General features: G+C 71.3%; 13 protein-coding genes and 1 pseudogene. 9 read left to right on the forward strand and 5 right to left on the reverse strand.

Going from position 1 to position 15,240, the window contains the following annotated elements; all coding sequences use genetic code 11:
* The 5 genes from ACBJ59_RS19415 to ACBJ59_RS19435 all read left to right on the forward strand — a co-directional run bounded on the left by ACBJ59_RS19415 (nt 1) and on the right by ACBJ59_RS19435 (nt 5,433).
* Complete coding sequence (locus ACBJ59_RS19415; protein WP_375111609.1) at nt 1-1,908, forward strand: hypothetical protein; 1,908 nt, start codon at nt 1-3, stop codon at nt 1,906-1,908.
* 84 nt (nt 1,909-1,992) lie between these two features.
* A complete protein-coding gene (locus ACBJ59_RS19420; RefSeq protein WP_375111610.1) occupies nt 1,993-2,760 on the forward strand; it encodes a hypothetical protein in 768 nt (255 codons plus the stop codon).
* 41 nt (nt 2,761-2,801) lie between these two features.
* Nucleotides 2,802-4,571, forward strand: coding sequence for a right-handed parallel beta-helix repeat-containing protein (locus ACBJ59_RS19425; RefSeq protein WP_375111611.1), 1,770 nt, complete (start codon nt 2,802-2,804; stop codon nt 4,569-4,571).
* Nucleotides 4,572-4,666: 95 nt separating this feature from the next.
* Nucleotides 4,667-4,864, forward strand: a complete 198-nt coding sequence (locus ACBJ59_RS19430) for a hypothetical protein (protein ID WP_375111612.1) — start codon at nt 4,667-4,669, stop codon at nt 4,862-4,864.
* Nucleotides 4,861-5,433 carry a hypothetical protein gene (locus tag ACBJ59_RS19435; protein WP_375111613.1) on the forward strand — a complete coding sequence of 191 codons (573 nt, stop codon included), beginning with the start codon at nt 4,861-4,863 and terminating at the stop codon, nt 5,431-5,433. Before ACBJ59_RS19430 ends, ACBJ59_RS19435 begins: the two co-directional genes overlap by 4 nt.
* A 4-nt stretch (nt 5,434-5,437) precedes the next feature.
* Here the strand turns inward: ACBJ59_RS19435 and ACBJ59_RS19440 are convergent, their stop codons facing one another.
* Together ACBJ59_RS19440 and ACBJ59_RS19445 are read right to left on the reverse strand one after the other, a co-directional pair.
* Entirely contained in the window at nt 5,438-6,307 is an 870-nt protein-coding gene (locus tag ACBJ59_RS19440; RefSeq protein ID WP_375111614.1) for a hypothetical protein, read from the reverse strand.
* Nucleotides 6,308-6,400: 93 nt separating this feature from the next.
* A complete protein-coding gene (locus tag ACBJ59_RS19445) occupies nt 6,401-6,559 on the reverse strand; it encodes a hypothetical protein (protein WP_375111615.1) in 159 nt (52 codons plus the stop codon).
* A 298-nt stretch (nt 6,560-6,857) separates the two neighbouring features.
* Here ACBJ59_RS19445 and ACBJ59_RS19450 point away from each other — a divergent pair, with 298 nt between their 5' ends.
* The 3 genes from ACBJ59_RS19450 to ACBJ59_RS19460 all read left to right on the forward strand — a co-directional run bounded on the left by ACBJ59_RS19450 (nt 6,858) and on the right by ACBJ59_RS19460 (nt 8,926).
* On the forward strand, nt 6,858-7,127 hold the full coding sequence (locus ACBJ59_RS19450) for a GntR family transcriptional regulator (protein WP_375111616.1): 270 nt from the start codon (nt 6,858-6,860) through the stop codon (nt 7,125-7,127).
* Nucleotides 7,128-8,072: 945 nt separating this feature from the next.
* Nucleotides 8,073-8,552 (forward strand): hypothetical protein, encoded by a 480-nt coding sequence (locus ACBJ59_RS19455; RefSeq protein ID WP_375111617.1) that lies wholly within the window; start codon nt 8,073-8,075, stop codon nt 8,550-8,552.
* A gap of 17 nt (nt 8,553-8,569) precedes the next feature.
* A complete protein-coding gene (locus tag ACBJ59_RS19460) occupies nt 8,570-8,926 on the forward strand; it encodes a VOC family protein (protein ID WP_375111618.1) in 357 nt (118 codons plus the stop codon).
* Between the two features lie 22 nt (nt 8,927-8,948).
* Here ACBJ59_RS19460 and ACBJ59_RS19465 read toward each other — a convergent pair whose 3' ends face one another.
* Nucleotides 8,949-9,479, reverse strand: coding sequence for a hypothetical protein (locus tag ACBJ59_RS19465; protein ID WP_375111619.1), 531 nt, complete (start codon nt 9,477-9,479; stop codon nt 8,949-8,951).
* 53 nt (nt 9,480-9,532) lie between these two features.
* Between ACBJ59_RS19465 and ACBJ59_RS19470 the strand changes: the two genes are divergently transcribed.
* The gene (locus ACBJ59_RS19470) at nt 9,533-9,688 is read left to right on the forward strand and encodes a hypothetical protein (RefSeq protein ID WP_375111620.1); all 156 of its coding nucleotides are present in this window, start codon (nt 9,533-9,535) and stop codon (nt 9,686-9,688) included.
* Between the two features lie 1,563 nt (nt 9,689-11,251).
* Here ACBJ59_RS19470 and ACBJ59_RS19475 read toward each other — a convergent pair.
* Nucleotides 11,252-11,407, reverse strand: a pseudogene (locus ACBJ59_RS19475) (DapH/DapD/GlmU-related protein); the annotation flags it as partial.
* Nucleotides 11,408-11,842: 435 nt separating this feature from the next.
* Entirely contained in the window at nt 11,843-15,151 is a 3,309-nt protein-coding gene (locus tag ACBJ59_RS19480; protein WP_375111621.1) for a glycoside hydrolase family 2 TIM barrel-domain containing protein, read from the reverse strand.
* Nucleotides 15,152-15,240: the final 89 nt, after the last annotated feature.

Here is a 15,240-nt window from a genome sequence, read left to right on the forward strand (position 1 = left end):
ATGCGCGAGATCAGAGCGACGGTGCCGCTCGGTGTGCCGCCGGCCTGGGCGGTGCTGGAGCGCAGGCTGTTCGACGCCCTCGACGAGGCGTGGCGGGCCTTCGCCGCGCGCTACTGCGGCCCCGACGGGCGGCTCGTCTACCACGGCCCGGCCGCGGACCGCGACGGGGCCGACGACTTCTACGAGGCGTTCTTCAACTGGCCGACGCTCTACCAGCTCGGCGGCGCCGACGACCTGCTCGACGCCGCCAAGCACCACTGGGAGGGCGTCACCGCGCAGCTCACCGAGCTGGGTTACCTGGTCGACGAGTACGAGCGCGGCTACGACTGGTTCCACCAGGGCGAGTCGATGCTGCTGTTCTACGGCATCTGCGCGGCCGACCCGCGCGACGAGCGCTTCCGCGAGCGGGCCCGCCGCTTCGCCGACCTGTACCTGCCCGGCTCGGCCAACTACGACCCCGAGCACGACATCATCCGCGCCCCGCACAACGGCGCCGGCGGCCCCCGCTACGGCCTGCAGCGGGAGTGGGCCTCCTACCACGCCGACCTGGTCAGCATGCGGCCGTTCGGCCTGCCGCTGCGCGACCTGCCGGGCATCACGGAGTGGCGGGACCTGGCCGACCCGAGCAACGCCGCGCGGATGGGCGCAGCGATGAGCGAGCGCATCGGCCGCGGCGACGTGGCCGTCAACCTGGCCGCGACCAGCCTGGCCGTCAACGCCTGGCTGTACGACGGCGACGACCGCTACCGCGACTGGGCGCTGCGCTACATCGGCGCCTGGCAGGGCAGGGCCGAGGCCAACGGCGGGATCCTGCCCGACAACGTGGGCCCGTCCGGCGTGGTCGGCGAGCTGCACGGCGGCCGCTGGTACGGCGGCAACTACGGCTGGCAGTGGCCGCACGGCCTCTACAGCGTCGGTGCCGCCGCCGCGATCGCGGCGGTCAACGCCCACCTGCTGACCGGCGACGACGACGCGCTCGCCATCGGCCGCGACCCCCTGGAGATCGTGTACGGCCGCGCGACCCGGGCCGCCGTGACCGAGACGGACATGAGCATCAGCGACCGCTGGCTGGCGGAGCTGGGCGACGAGGCCGGCAAGCCCACGATGCTGGTGCCCAACCGGCACGACGACCACGGCTGGTTCGACTTCCAGCCCCCGCAGCTCGGCCTGCCGGTCTGGCTCTGGCACATGACCCTCGCGCAGGGGGACGCCGACCGGCTCGACCGGGTACGCCGGGGCTCGGGCTACGACTGGACGACGGTGCGGCCGTTCCGCAACAAGGAGGAGGCCGGACACGAGGCGCCCTGGCTGGAATACCTGCGCGGCGCCAACCCCGCCTTCCCCGAGCGGATGTTCACCACCGCGCTCGGCCAGGTGCAGCGCCGCATGGCGCTCATCGAGACGGACGCGGCGGACCTGGCCACCGTCCACGTGCACCACTGGCAGCGGCTCAACCCCGTGGTCACCGAGGCGCTGCTGCAGCTCGTCACCGGCACCCCGCAGGTGCTCTACAACGGCGGGCTGCTGCCGGCCCGGCTGGCCTACTTCGACGCCGACCGCCACCGCCCGGGGCTGCCCGAGGACGTGGCCGCGCTGGTCGGCTCCGTACGCCCCGACGGCACCGCCGTGGAGCTGGTCAACCTGAGCCTCAGCCGGACCCGCAGGGTGATCGTGCAGGCCGGCCAGTTCGGCGAGCACCGCATCGACCGCGCGACCGTCACCGCCCACGCGGACGACGGCTACCCCGGCGACCCGCGCGCCTACACCGCGCCCTCCGTCACCGAGACCGAGCAGGAGGTGACGGTGGACGGCCCGCGCCTGCTCGTGGAGCTGCCCCCCGGCCGCCGCATCCGGCTCGACCTGCACACGACCGCGCGCGTCCACACGCCGTCGCACCAGCACTACTGACCCGCGCGAGCACCACCGACCCGCACCAGGACCACTGACCCGCGCGAGCACCACCGACCCGCGCCGGCACTACTGAGGAGTTACATGGACGACGCCATCTGGGATCTGCCCGTTCGCGGGAAGCTGCCCGCCGAACCCGATCCCGCCCTCGTGGAGAGACTGTCCCGGATCAGCTCGGCCACCGCCTGCGCCAAGTTGCACGCGCAGGGCATCCGGCGGACCTTCGTCGAGGGGCCGCGTCCCATCGCGGCGGGGCAGAAGGTCGCCGGCCGGGTCCGCACGCTGCAGTTCATGCCGCAGCGCGAGGACATCGCCTCCGGGCTCGGCCAGGAGTACGTCGAGCGGCACACGGCCCTGTGGCACGTGCTGGAGGACATCCGGCCCGGCGACGTGCTCGTCGTGCAGGCGTACGGCAGCGCGTACACCGGCTGCTTCGGCGACATGCTGGTGCGCTACTTCAAGCGCAAGGGCGGCGCCGCCATCGTCGTGGACGGCCGGATCAGGGACCTGCCCCGGGTGAGCGGGCTCGGGGTGCCGATCTGGTGCACGGGCGCCACCCCGCACTACGCCTCGCAGGCGGAGCTCTTCCCGTGGGCGTACGACGTGCCGGTGGCCGTCGGCGGCGCGCTCGCGCTGCCCGGCGACCTGTGCGTGGCCGACGACGACGGCGCCGTGGTGGTGCCGCTGCGCCGGGCCGGCACGGTGCTCGACGCCGCCGCCGACCACGAGCAGTGGGAGCGCTACAGCCGCGCCCGCATCGAGGAGGGCGGGGCGCTTTCCGACTACTACCCACTCACCCCCGAGACCCGCGCCGACTTCGAACGGTGGCGGGACATTAAGGAGAGCCAGTGATCCTCAGGTCCGTAGGCGCGGTCGTCTTACTGGTAGGCGGCTTGACGACCCCCACGCCGTCGGCGGCCCGGCCCAACTGCGACTACTACGTCTCCACCGCGGGCACCGACCGCGGCGACGGCAGCGCCAGGAGCCCGTGGAAGACCATCGAGCAGGCCCGCGACGCGCTCAGGGCCAAGAAGAACCACCAGAACTGCGACATCGTCGTCAACGTCAAGGCCGGCGACTACGTGGTGGACAAGACCATCGAGTTCACCGAGGCCGACTCCGGTCAGAACGGCCACAGGATCACCTATCGCAGCGCGGACGGCCCGGGCAAGGCCCGCCTGCTGGGTGCCAGGCCGGTGACGGGATGGCAGAAGTACAAGGACAACATCTACAAGACCAAGATGGATCGTACCTTCTACACGCTGTTCGAGGACGGCAAGCGCGCCACCACCGCCCGCCACCCGAACCGGACCAGCGACGACCTGTGGTCGCCGTACCTGTTCTCGGTGCTCGGCGAGCCGGAGAAGGAGGCGGTGCGCCAGTGGCTGTACTTCAAGCCGGAGGACGTGCCCAAGGAGTGGGACGCCGACTTCGACCGGAACTCGCAGATCGTGGTGTGGTCGGGCGGCTCGTGGAGCTGGTTCACCGACACCGTGCCGCTGGGCGGCGCCGACTTCCGCAAGAACTTCTTCACGCTCAACCACTGGGCCAGGTACGCGTTCGTCAACAGCCGCAGCGGCTCGCGCTACTTCCTGCAGAACACGCTGCGCTTCCTCGACCAGCCCGGTGAGTACTACTTCGACTTCGCCAACAGCGAGGTCTACTACTGGCCGCGCGGGTCCATCGACCAGGTCGTGGCCCCCACGGTGAGGACGATCCTCTCGCTCAAGGGCAGCACCCCCGACCAGCGCGTGCAGAACCTGGCCTTCGACGGCCTGGCCCTGCAGTACAGCGACTTCGTGGACTGGTATCGGGCCGGCTGGATCAGCGAGGGCGACTCGGGCTACGAGCACAAGTACCCCGTCTACGACCGGCAGATCGAGATGCCGCGCAACCGGTTCGGCATGATCACGCTGACGAACACCCGCGACATCGACCTGACCGGGCTCAACCTGTCCGACAGCGGCTACATGGGCATCTACCTGCTCTTCGCCAACGAGCGGGTCAAGGTCTCGGACAGCCTGCTGGAGAACATCGGCGCCGACGGCATCAAGGTCGAGGGCGGCTATCCCGGCGAGGGCGACATCTCCGGGCACCACACGATCACGAACAACTACATCCACCACGTCGGCGAGCTCGTGCCCGGCGACGCGTCCGGCATCGAGCTGATGAGCACGGGCAACAACACGGTCAGCAACATCAACGTCAGGCACAGCGCCAGGTACGGCATCAGCCTGGAGGTCCGGCCCGAGATCAAGCCGGCGGACAACTACGCCCGCAACAACTCCTTCTCCTACATCAAGCTGGAGGAGACCGGCCTGGACAGCGGTGACATGGGGGCCTTCTACACCTACGGCGTCAGCAACGTCGAGCCGCACCCCATGGACAACCACGTCAAGCAGATGGTGATCACGGACGTCATCAACGACCCGGCCGGCGCCATGCCGGACAGCGGCACCCGGGGCGTGCACATGGACGCCGGCGGCTGCGGCTTCACCTTCGACAACATCGAAGTGGGCAAGGTCAGCGACGACAAGTACCAGAGCTACCAGTGCAACCAGGTCACCAACGCGAACTGGGCCGCGGGCTTCGACGCCTCGAAGATGGAGTACGACAAGATCGGCGTGACCGGCGCGTTCCCGTACCCGATCCCGAGCAAGTGAGCTGACGACCCGGCCACTGACCGGGGCGCCGGGCCGGCCGTCCCGGCGCCCCGTCCATCCGGCCACCCCCGCAGGACGGGCTTCCTGGAGCGCCCGTGAACGACCCGACGCACCACGGCCCCCCTTCCCCCCACCCTCGCCGCCTATCGCTGACCCGCCTCGGCTTCCTCGCGCTCGGCACCGCCACCACCGTCACACTCGCCCTCGCCCCCTCCCCCGCCACCGCGGCCGGCCCCACCGGCGACTGGTTCGCCCGGCCCCCAACGAGCACGGCCGAATCCGCCTACGCGTGACCCTGCAACCGGCCCAGGCCCGGATCATCGCCATCGGCCGCCCCAGCCTGTTCGGCGACAGAACCGGCACACGCCCGCACGTGGTGACCACAGACGCGGACGCGGTGAGATTCGACGGCCGCCACCTGACGATCCGCGCCACGCACGCCGCCGCCTGCACCACGACTCTCTCCGACGGCCGCTCGATCACCAGCGCCATCGGCCCGGTCCCCTCCCCCATCCCCCTGACCTCATGGCACCTCACGGTGAAGGACTGGCGCCCGGTCTCGAAGATCGCCCACTCCCTGACCCTCGACCCCCTGGTCCCCTGGTCGGCGATCCCCGAACTGGCCGACGCGTCAGGCGTAGGGACGTACACCACAACCGTCGACCTGACCGACACGTCGGCCTACCTGGAGCTGGGCGAGATCACGGACACTTGCCGGGTCCGCGTCAACGGCCGCCCCCTCGCCCCGGTGGACCAGATCCACCCCGTCATCGACCTCGCCGGAGTGCTGTCACGCCAACCGTACGGCCTCCTCGGCCCGGTACGACTGGTGCCGTACGCGGAGGCCGAGGTGCAGACCTGAGCCGCTAAGGATGCTCTTCGAACAGATCCTGAACAGTCCGCGCGGTAACCGCACGAGTGGCCCAGGCTTCAAGCTGAGCGAGGTCGGTGCAGCCGGCGATGCGGTCGCGGATGTCATCCGGCACGTCGAGTCCACGCGTGGCCAGCACAAGCAGAACCACCTTGGCCTCTCCCCTGGCCTCGCCTCTGGCTTCCCCTCTCGCTTCCCCTCTGGCCTCGCCTTCTTTGAGGCCACGGCCATAGTGTTCACGGGCGAAGGGACTGTAGACCGGCCAGGCTGTGGACGTCATGATCTCCTCCAGGAGACACCGGATCTCGGGCGCCGCCATGCTGTAGGCGTATTCATAGTACTTCGTAGCGTGTTCATCAGGGGCGTCGCGCAGCGCTGCCGCGAACGATTCGACCACCTTGCGCTCGCGGCCGTGCACCATGACAGACATGACCGCGAGCCCCATGTGGGCGACCGCCTCCTGCGGGTCGGTGATGGCAGGAACACCGTCCGGCCCCAGCACCCGGGCCCGCAGCCGAAAGCCGTCCACCCCCGTCTCGATCGGCTGCGCATAATAGGTGGCTGCCGCACGGTCGGGACAGACGACCAGGACGGTGACGTTGCAATCGAGGAGTAGCCAGACCGCTGCGGCATAACGGGCAAGCTGCCGGGGATCCTTGGAGGTGCCCTGCTGGATCTCCACGATGACGGCGTGCGCGGGGCTCTGCGGTGGCCCCAGGGTGAGGACCAGATCGGCCTCGATGTCGTCGGAAGGACGGGTGTTGAACGTGCGTTCCTCCTGCCGGATCAGCGGAGTGTCGGGCAGTTCCACACCCAGCTGGTCACGCAGAATGTCCACCGCCAATTGAGGGCAGTCGGCGAACATCTGAACGAGAGCGTCATGTCGGGGGGACGGCATGACGCTCATTGTTACACGTGCGTCACGTTGTGTGACGGATGCTTCCTCGAACGTGCTCGGCTACCGTGCATCCCCTTCAAGAAGGTCGTTCCACAGCTGCTTCGCCTCCGCCGCCCCCGCCCACGGGCTCTCACTGATCCGATCACCGCCGCCCACCTTCTCCGTCCGGCGAATGCAGCCCTTGCCGTCCGCCGTGCACAGCGCGTACACCTCGGTCATGCACTCGCACGTATGACTCCGCACCCTGATGGCGCAGTCTCTGGGCGCCGGCTCCGACCAGTCGATCGCGACGCATCCCTCCTTCGGCGGCTTCGGATGCGGGCCGTGAAATCCCTCCATGTCCATGCGAACCTCCCAGGTCATCGTTCGATCACGCTGCGGAAAGGAAGCGCTCCACCACAACGTTTGTGGTTGTCTCGCTACAAGAAGACATCCTAAGACCTCTTAAGACTTCAGGAAGCGTCTTGGGAGGTAGCCGTTCGTTACAGCAAGTCATGGGTCCCGTAGGGTCTGGCTCATGGCTCTGCAGGATAAAAGCGACCGAATCGACCATGATGGACCGAAGCTGGTGTGGCAGCAGGTCGCCGAGGACGTCGAAGCCGAGATCGCTTCCGGCAAGCTCCTCCCCGGCGCCAAGATGCCGGCCGAGCTTGAGATAGCGAGCCAGTACGGCGTGTCCCGGGTCACCATCCGCCGCGCCATCAAGGAACTGGCCGAACGCGACCTGCTCATCGTCGTCCACGGCCGCGGCACCTTCGTCGCCCACGGCGCCACTCCATCGACGTGACAACCAGACAGACCGGAGGAGTTGCAGGCCCGCGATCGTACGGTCCGCCGTCGCCGTGGACAGCGCTTAGCCTTGCACCGTGAGTGGCGAACGCGGGCGCGCGCTGCGCCGGCAATACCCGGAGCTGGCCTCCGACCTGGCCAGGTTGTTGACCGAACACGGCGAAGCAGGCTTGGCCGACCTCGTCGCGCACCTCAGCGAGTCCAGCACCGAGGGCATGCGGGATCTCGTCAACGGGCTGCGGCGAGACCGGCGGGCCCACCCTTATCGCGGACTCAGGGAATACTCCCGCCACATCCGGGACGTGCTCGACTATGGCCGGCGCGCACTGCAGGACGGCCACGCGGATGCCGTACGCGACCATCTTCGTCGCGCCGTCGAACGCGTCACCGACGCGCTCACGAGTATGGACGACTCCTCCGGGATCGTCGGCGACGACCTGTCCGAGCTCATGAGTTTGTATGCGAGCACCTGCACGGCCGCCCCGCCGCCCGCGCCACGTCTGGCTGCCTGGCTCGTGGACATGAAGCTCGACGGCCCCGGCTGGCCGGCGATACGGCTTCGCGACCTCGCCCCGGCACTCGGCCCGGACGGGCTGGCCGAGTGCGCCCGCCTGGTCGACGAGCGCCGCTCCGCGACCGACCCCGATTCGTGGACGGCCACTTGGGGCATCCGGGACATACGCGAACAACTCGCCGAGCTCAGTGACGACGTCGACTCCTACGTCGCCGTGCTCGCGGAGGATCTGCGGAGCACCGCCCAGTTCGTGACGATCGTGACGGCGCTGCACGGGAGCGGGGTGCGCCTCCGACGCCGAACACTGGGCGCGTCGCGGCCTCGCCGAATCAGCCCATCCCACCGACTCGGAGAAGCTCCGCGACCTGCTGGTCGGTCGGGCGGCGGGTCGGGGTGCCGTGCGAAGACGTGCTGTTCCAGGACTGCGACATGCGGTACCGGTACGGGTCCGTCGCCGTCGGCACGGACACGACCGGCGGGTTCGGGAACGTGTTCATGCGCCGCTACCGCTGGGGCGGGCTGGGCCGCTATTTCGGGCTCTACATCAAGACGAACTCGGTGCGCGGCGGCTTCGTGGAGAACGTCTTCGTCGAGGACGTGGAGATCAGCGAGCTGACCAAGGAGGCCGTCTCGATCGACCTGTACCACGGGGACGGGCACACCGGCGACGATCCCCCGCCGGTGCGCAACATCCACGTGGCCGGGGTGCACAGCGACCGGACGCGGAGCGCGTACCTGCTGCGGGGGTATTCCGAGCAACCGCTGCGGGACATCACGATCAGGGACAGCTCGTTCGCGCGGGTGCTGCGGGCTGATGTGGCCGGCAACGTGGTGGGGTTGTCGGTCGCGCGGGTCACGGTGGGAGGTGCCGGACCGGGCCACAATCCGGCAGCAAATCATCCGGAATAGCGATTATGTTGCCTGACATGGCTATCGGTCGTTTCCCAGGCATCGTCATAGATTGTCCGGATCCAGGGGCCCTTGCCGCCTTCTACGCCGCGGTACTGGGCTGGAAGGTCAAGGCGGCCCCGGACTGGGTGGAGCTGCGGTCGGATGACGGCGACTGCATCTGCTTCCAACAGGTGGAGGGTTATGTCGCGCCCACGTGGCCGACCCAGGACGTGCCCCAGCAGATGCACTACGACATCGTCGTCGACGATCTCGACGTCGCAGAGGCGGCGGTGCTCGAACTCGGGGCGGTCAAGCACGAGCACCAGCCCGGTACGACCTTCCGGGTGTTCCTCGACCCGGCGGGGCATCCCTTCTGCCTGTGCCTGACCTGACCCCGGCCGGCGGTGGCCGGAGTCAGTGCATCGGGGCCCAGACCGTCATCGGACCCGCACCGCGGTTGGCCCAGGCGTAGTACGGGACAACGTGAGCTCGACCGGGCCCGCGTACTCCGGCTCCCGGGGTCCGGTCGCGGTGCGGTTGGGAAATCGTCGTCGTCCGGCCGGTGCTCGTGGGCCCGGCCCCGGGCCGGGACCGGGACCACCTCGGCGGGCAGGCCGGGAACCGGGGGCCGTCGCGCAGGTCGGGGGAGGCCACGCACAGGTCGTCCACGATGAACCCCGGGGGGTCGGTCCGCTCCAGGCAGTAGACCAGGGGGCCGCGCTCGACCGCCACCCCGGCCCCGGGCCACGTCGAGGCGGGGCACGGCGGTGGTGAGGCGGGGGCGGACGGCGAAGCCCAGGGTGATCCGGTCGCCGGGCTGCCAGGACGACGAGCACCGAGGTCGCGGCGGGCCGCGAGTACCGGGTGCGCTGGCGCGGCGACGATGTGATCGGCATCAGCCCCTAGGGGACCGCCCGGCCGATGTACACCGGGCGCAAGGTCCATCCCACGCCGTCCAGACGCGAATACGCGCTCACCCGCCCGGTGACGGATTGGACGTGGTCTTGATGGGCTGGTCGCTCCCCGAGGTGCCCTCCTCCGCGCGGCTGTGGCCGTACGACCTGCGCCGCGAGCACCGCCGCACCCGCTCGGCATCGGCACCCCACGCCCCGGCGGGCCACCGGATCAGAGTGCACGGCCCCGGCGGGGTTTAGTAGGCGGCCTGGATCGCGCACGACCCCGAGACCGAACCACCCTTCGAGCCGCCCACCGACGACCGCGAGCCCCGCACCGCCCGCACGGCGCACCTGCCGTCGCCCCGCTGCTTCCGGCGGGAGGTCGGCCTGCGGCCGGCGACCGCCGTCCGGATCGCCTGCACCGCCCGCGGCCTGTACGAGCTGCGCGTCAACGGCCACCGCGTGGGCGACGGCGAGCTGACCCCCGGATACCGACTACCAGCAGCGCGTCGCCCGTCCATGTGCCGAACGATGGACCCCGCGTCGGTCCGCGAGTCCGGGGGACCGGTGGCCGGGATCGCCCGGACCGGCGGGTCGGTTCTGGTGTGCTGGGCCGGGGCCGGGCGGCATTCGTTCACCGCGGCGTGCAATCGATGACGCTCAGGCCGGGTGGTGGATCGCCGGCTCCGGGCGGTGGACGCCCCGGGGGCGGTAGCCGAGGGTGCCGGAGATGCCCAGGTAGTCGGCCAGCAGCCAGATGATGGCCAGCCACATCTCCGTACCCTGCAGGCCGGGCGTGCGCGCCGCCCCGCTCCCCCGGGTCAGGGCGAAGCTGAGGCCCGCGCCGTCGTGCCAGCCGCCCAGCGCGCGAGCCAGGTTCTCCCTGGCCCACGCCTCGCCCTCCTCCCTGCGGTGCCGGGTCTGCCGGCCCGCCAGCCACAGGGGGTGGATGACGTCGAGGACGTTGCAGGCGTTGCCGGTGTCCGGGCCGAAGTAGCGGGGGTCGCGGGCCTGGGCGAGCACGGTGTCCACGGCCCGCTCCGGGTACGGCAGCGGCAGCCCGAACTGCGCGAAGGTGCCCCTCGTCAGCCGGTAGAAGCCGTTGACCACCTGGAGCCAGCCGGCGTCCCCGTCCGGCTCGCCCCACATGCCGTGGGCCTGGCGGCACCGGGTCAGCAGCCAGCCGTACAGGGTCTCCAGGTTCTCGCCGCCGAGGCCGAAGCCGGCGAGGTTGCGGTAGAGGCCCGTGCCGAACGCGTCCACCCACGACCCCGCCGTCCACGCCTGGCGTGCCCAGTCGAGGCCGTCCAGGGTGCTGATCAGGTCCTTCGGCGCCAGGTCGGACACCACGCGGATCGGGTGGCGGAAGCGGGTGCCGAGCAGGTCGAGCGCGTACCCGACGGACAGGATGTGGTACGCGGCGACGCCCTCCAGCTCGGGCCGCCCGACGTCCGCCCGCTCCCGCGCGTCGTCCGCCTGTTTCCCCCCGGCATCCGCCTGCTCCCGCCCGGCGACCGCCGCCTCCGGTGAGCCCGGGGCGCCGATCTCCGGGACCAGGCCGGTGGCCGGGTCCTGGCGGTCGCGCAGGAAGGCGATGACCTCCTCGCGGGCCGGGGCCGGCGGCGGGCCGCCGAGCAGCAGGTCGGCGATCTCCACGGCGTCGCACCACGCCCGCACGGTCGGCTCGGCGCCGGGGCGGTCCACGTACCGCTCGCCGGTCCAGCAGCGGGCGAGCACGTCCTCGGCCTGCTCCCTGGCGCGGTCGGCGAACGCGGTGAGCCGCCCCTCCACGTCCTCCCCCGCGGCGGGCCGCGCGCCGCGGCGGTCGCGGATCGGGCGGGCCGGGTTGCCCGCCACCATGGCCCACGCGGGCACGTCCTTGGTGACGACCGAGCCCGCGCCGATGACGGCGTGGTCGCCGATCGTCACGCCGTCGAGCACGACGACGTTCGAGCCGATCCACACGTCGTCGCCGACGCGGATGCCCTTCGAGGTGATCGTCTGGCGGAAGACCGGCCGGTCCGGCGCGGTCCCGTGGTTGAAGCCGAGCAGCGACGTGTGCGCGCCGATCCGCACCGCCGTCCCGAGCACCACGTCCCCCCGCACCACCGCGTACGGGTTGACCGTGCAGTCGTCGCCCATCGTGATGTCGTCGGTGACGTACGCGTGCGCCGCGATGTAGCAGAAGTCGCCCATCCGCAGGCGATCGGTGTGCACGGCGGCCAGCGGGGAGACGAACGCCTTCCCCGCGGTGTCGAGTCCGGCCCTGGCCCGCAGCCCGCCCAGGTGGCTCTCCTGGGCGCGACGCTCCTCCTCGCTCGCGTGGTCCCAGAACAGCCACGGGCAGAAGTCGAACTTGGACGGTTCTGTCATGCCGTCAGCATCCTCTCGGCTCGATCCATCAAGAACGGCTCAATCCACCACGGACAGCGTCATCGACCAGGTGTAGGGCCGGACCGCCAGCCGGTACCGCCCGGGCAGCGCCGGGCCGCAGGAGGCGCTGCCGATGCCCTGCTGGCCGTGGTCGAGGTTCAGCCAGACGCGGCCGGAGTCGGTCAGGTCGTGCGGGCGGCGGGCGGCCGTCAGCGCCTCGCTCGTCCAGCGGCGGGCGGTGAAGTCCAGGTACGGCTCGCCGTCCACGCGCAGGATCGGCAGGCCGGGGCCCGACAGCTCCAGCCAGCGGGTCTCGACGTGGTTGCCGTTCTCCTGGGGGACGACGTACGGGGTCTGGAGGGCGTCGATCGAACGGGCGTAGCGGCCGACCCGGGCGGCGGCCCGGCTGTCGGCGTACGACTCGCCCGGGCCCCGGCCGAACCACATCACGTCGGTGTAGCCGCCGGGCAGGGCGAACCGGGCTCCCACGCGGGGCGGGCTCACGGTGAGGTGCCCGTAGGCGGTGTTGTGCCAGTCGCCCACGGGATCGGCCTCGATCCGGAGGTGGAGCGCGCCGTCCTGCCAGCGGTAGGTGCAGGTGGTGCGGAAGCCGAGGGTACGGGTGGCGGGACCGCTCCGGCCGCGGACGACGATCGTGCCGTCGTCGGGTCGCTCGATGCCGCCGCCGCGGTGCAGGAACCGGTCGAGGCCGACCGCTTCCCAGTCGGCTGCCAGGGCGTTCCTGGGGCCCTGGCCGAGGTCGTTCTCGGTGGGGGCGCGCCACACGTCTAACGTGGGACCGTCCAGCTCCAGGCCGCCGAGGCGGCGCAACCGCCCGGTCCCGGCATCGAACGCCGCCCCGCCCAGCCGTAATCCCCCCGGCCCGCTCCCCCGGGCACCGGCGTCCCGGTCGCCGGGCCGGGAGCCGTCCGGTGAGACCGGGCTCTGGGCGCGCTGCGGGTCCCTGGCCGGGTCGAGGCGGTCGACGGCGGCGAGGCGATCGGTGACGGCGTCGAGGTGGCCGCTGGCGACGCCGGGGCGATCGGTGACGGCGTCGACGTGGCTGCTGACGGCATCGGGGCGATCGGTGACGGCCCCGGGGCGGTCGGTGACGGCGTCGGGATGCCGGTCCGGCGGGGTGAGGTGGCGGCCGGGTGGGGTGAGGCGGCGGCCGGACAGGTTGCGGCGGCGGCCGGGGGGCCGGCGGCGGCGGGGGAACGTGCCGAGGCGGGCCTGGCCGAAGGCGATCACGTGGCCCGCCGGCGCCCAGCGGGTGCCGGCGGCGAGCACCGCCTCGACCGTGAGCCAAACCTCCCCACCCGCCACCACCCCGGGCGCCGCCTGACCAGGGGCCGCCGCCTCACCGGGGGACGCCTGGCCGGGGGACGCCTGGCCGGGGGACGCCTGGCCAAGAGACGTCCCGGGCCGGGAATCGTCCGGGATCGCGGCGGCCGGAAGTGGCACGCGGACCGACGATCGGGCCGGGCAGTGGGGCACGGTGAGCGGACCGGTGGCCGACCGTACCCCGTCCACCTCCACCCGCCACCGGAACTCCAGGTGCCCGAGCGAGACCGCGTCGTACTTGTTGGCGACCACCACCGACGCCCCCTCCACGGTGATCCCGACCGGTTCGATCGCCTTGCGCAGCTCCCCCAGCCCAGGTGACGGGGTGCGGTCCGGGAACAGGAGCCCGTCCAGGCAGTACCGCTCCCCGTTCGGCCGGGCGTCGACGTCCCCTCCGTGCCGGAAGTACGGGCGTCCGAGCGCGTCGTGCCCCGTCAGCCCGTGGTCGATCCACTCCCACACGAACGCCCCGCAGAACCGCTCGTACGACTCCAGGATCGTCTGGTAGTCGACCAGTGAGCCGGGCCCGTTGCCCATCGCGTGGGCGTACTCGCACAGCAGGAACGGCAGCCCCCGCCGCCGCACGTCCTCCTCCGACCCCACGGCCACCCCCGACGGCGTATCCTCCTTCCGCTGCCCGATGTGCTCCAGGTCGTCCAGGGACGGGTACCTGAGGCTGTAGAAGTCGGAGTGGCGGTAAGTGGGGTCGCGTTCGTAGTGGAGCGGCCGGGTGGGGTCGCGCCGCCGGATCCAGTCGTCGATGTCGGCGAACGCGGGGCCGCTGCCGCTCTCGTTCCCCAGGGACCAGACGACCACGCTGGGGTGGTTCTTGTCGCGCTCCACCATGCGCCGGGCGCGGTCGAGCAGGGCCTCGCGCCACATCGGCTCGGCGGGCGGGTTGCCCTCCCAGCCCGCGTAGACGAAGCCGTGGGTCTCGATGTCGCACTCGTCGACCACCCACAGGCCGTACTCGTCGCACAGCCGCAGGAACTCGGGGTGCGGCGGGTAGTGGGCGGTGCGGACGGCGTTGACGTTGTGCCGCTTCATCAGCTCGATGTCGCGGATCATGGTGTCCCGGTCGAGGGCGCGGCCGCGGTCGGGGTGGTGCTCGTGCCGGTTGACGCCGCGGAACAGCACCGGCGCCCCGTTGATCAGCAGCCGGCCGCCGGAGATCTCGACGGTCCTGAAGCCGACGGCCAGGTCGATGGTCTCCCCGGCGGCGGACAGGGTGCCGCGGTAGAGGCGGGGGTGCTCGGCGCTCCACGGCTGCACGTCCGGGACGGTGACCTGCTCTCCCGTGGCGACGGCGAGCCCGAGCTCGGGAATCTCCACCAGGCCGGGGGCGTCGGCGGTGATCAGCAGCGTCCCGGCGCCGGACGCGTACGAGGCGCGCACGGTGAAGTCGTCGATGCCGCCCTCCGGCCGGGACAGCAGCTCCACGTCGCGGAAGATGCCCGGCAGCCACCACATGTCCTGGTCCTCCAGGTAGCTGCCGGACGACCAGCGCTGCACGCGCACGGCCAGCAGGTTCCCGCGCGGCCGGAGCAGCCCCGTGACGTCGAACTCGAACGGCAGCCTGCTCCCCTTCGAGTGCCCGAGCAGTTCGCCGTTCAGCCAGACGGTGCCGCAGGAGTCCACCCCCTGGAAGCGCAGCACGCCACGGCCGGGTGGCCAGCCGGGCGGCAGGTCGAAGCGGAGGCGGTAGTCGCCGGTGGGGTTGTGGTCCGGCAGGTACGGCGGGTCGATGGGGAACGGGTAGGCGGTGTTGGTGTAGAGCGGCCGGTCGTGTCCCTCCAGCACCCAGTGCGACGGCACCGGGATCGTCTCCCATCCGGTGTCGTCCAGTGCCGGGTCCGGCAGCGTGGGGCCGGTGCCGGCGGCCGTGCCGGAGAGCCGGAAACGCCACCGGCCGTTGAGCGCCAGCCGGGGCGCGTCTGAGACGAAGTCGGCCCGTGCCGCCCGCCGCCCGGAACCCGGCCCGGGATCCTCATGGAATTCGGCCATCCAGATGCCCTCTCCAGTGAAGACAAAACGTTTTAACTTTAACCGGAAAGATCCACCCACACCATCCCCATTTCCGTCGAACGCTCGAC

Origin of the sequence: Nonomuraea sp. MTCD27, from assembly GCF_041950495.1 — a bacterium.
GTDB lineage: Bacteria > Actinomycetota > Actinomycetes > Streptosporangiales > Streptosporangiaceae > Nonomuraea.

What these genes read in the sequence shown, in the direction of transcription:
- ACBJ59_RS19415 (WP_375111609.1), top strand. Translation starts at nt 1, where the DNA reads ATGCGCGAGATCAGAGCGACGGTGCCGCTCGGTGTGCCGCCGGCCTGG.
- ACBJ59_RS19420 (WP_375111610.1), top strand. Translation starts at nt 1,993, where the DNA reads ATGGACGACGCCATCTGGGATCTGCCCGTTCGCGGGAAGCTGCCCGCC.
- ACBJ59_RS19440 (WP_375111614.1), bottom strand. Translation starts at nt 6,307, where the DNA reads ATGTTCGCCGACTGCCCTCAATTGGCGGTGGACATTCTGCGTGACCAG.
- ACBJ59_RS19445 (WP_375111615.1), bottom strand. Translation starts at nt 6,559, where the DNA reads ATGACCGAGGTGTACGCGCTGTGCACGGCGGACGGCAAGGGCTGCATT.
- ACBJ59_RS19450 (WP_375111616.1), top strand. Translation starts at nt 6,858, where the DNA reads ATGGCTCTGCAGGATAAAAGCGACCGAATCGACCATGATGGACCGAAG.
- ACBJ59_RS19455 (WP_375111617.1), top strand. Translation starts at nt 8,073, where the DNA reads ATGCGGTACCGGTACGGGTCCGTCGCCGTCGGCACGGACACGACCGGC.
- ACBJ59_RS19460 (WP_375111618.1), top strand. Translation starts at nt 8,570, where the DNA reads ATGGCTATCGGTCGTTTCCCAGGCATCGTCATAGATTGTCCGGATCCA.
- ACBJ59_RS19465 (WP_375111619.1), bottom strand. Translation starts at nt 9,479, where the DNA reads ATGGACCTTGCGCCCGGTGTACATCGGCCGGGCGGTCCCCTAGGGGCT.
- ACBJ59_RS19480 (WP_375111621.1), bottom strand. Translation starts at nt 15,151, where the DNA reads ATGGCCGAATTCCATGAGGATCCCGGGCCGGGTTCCGGGCGGCGGGCG.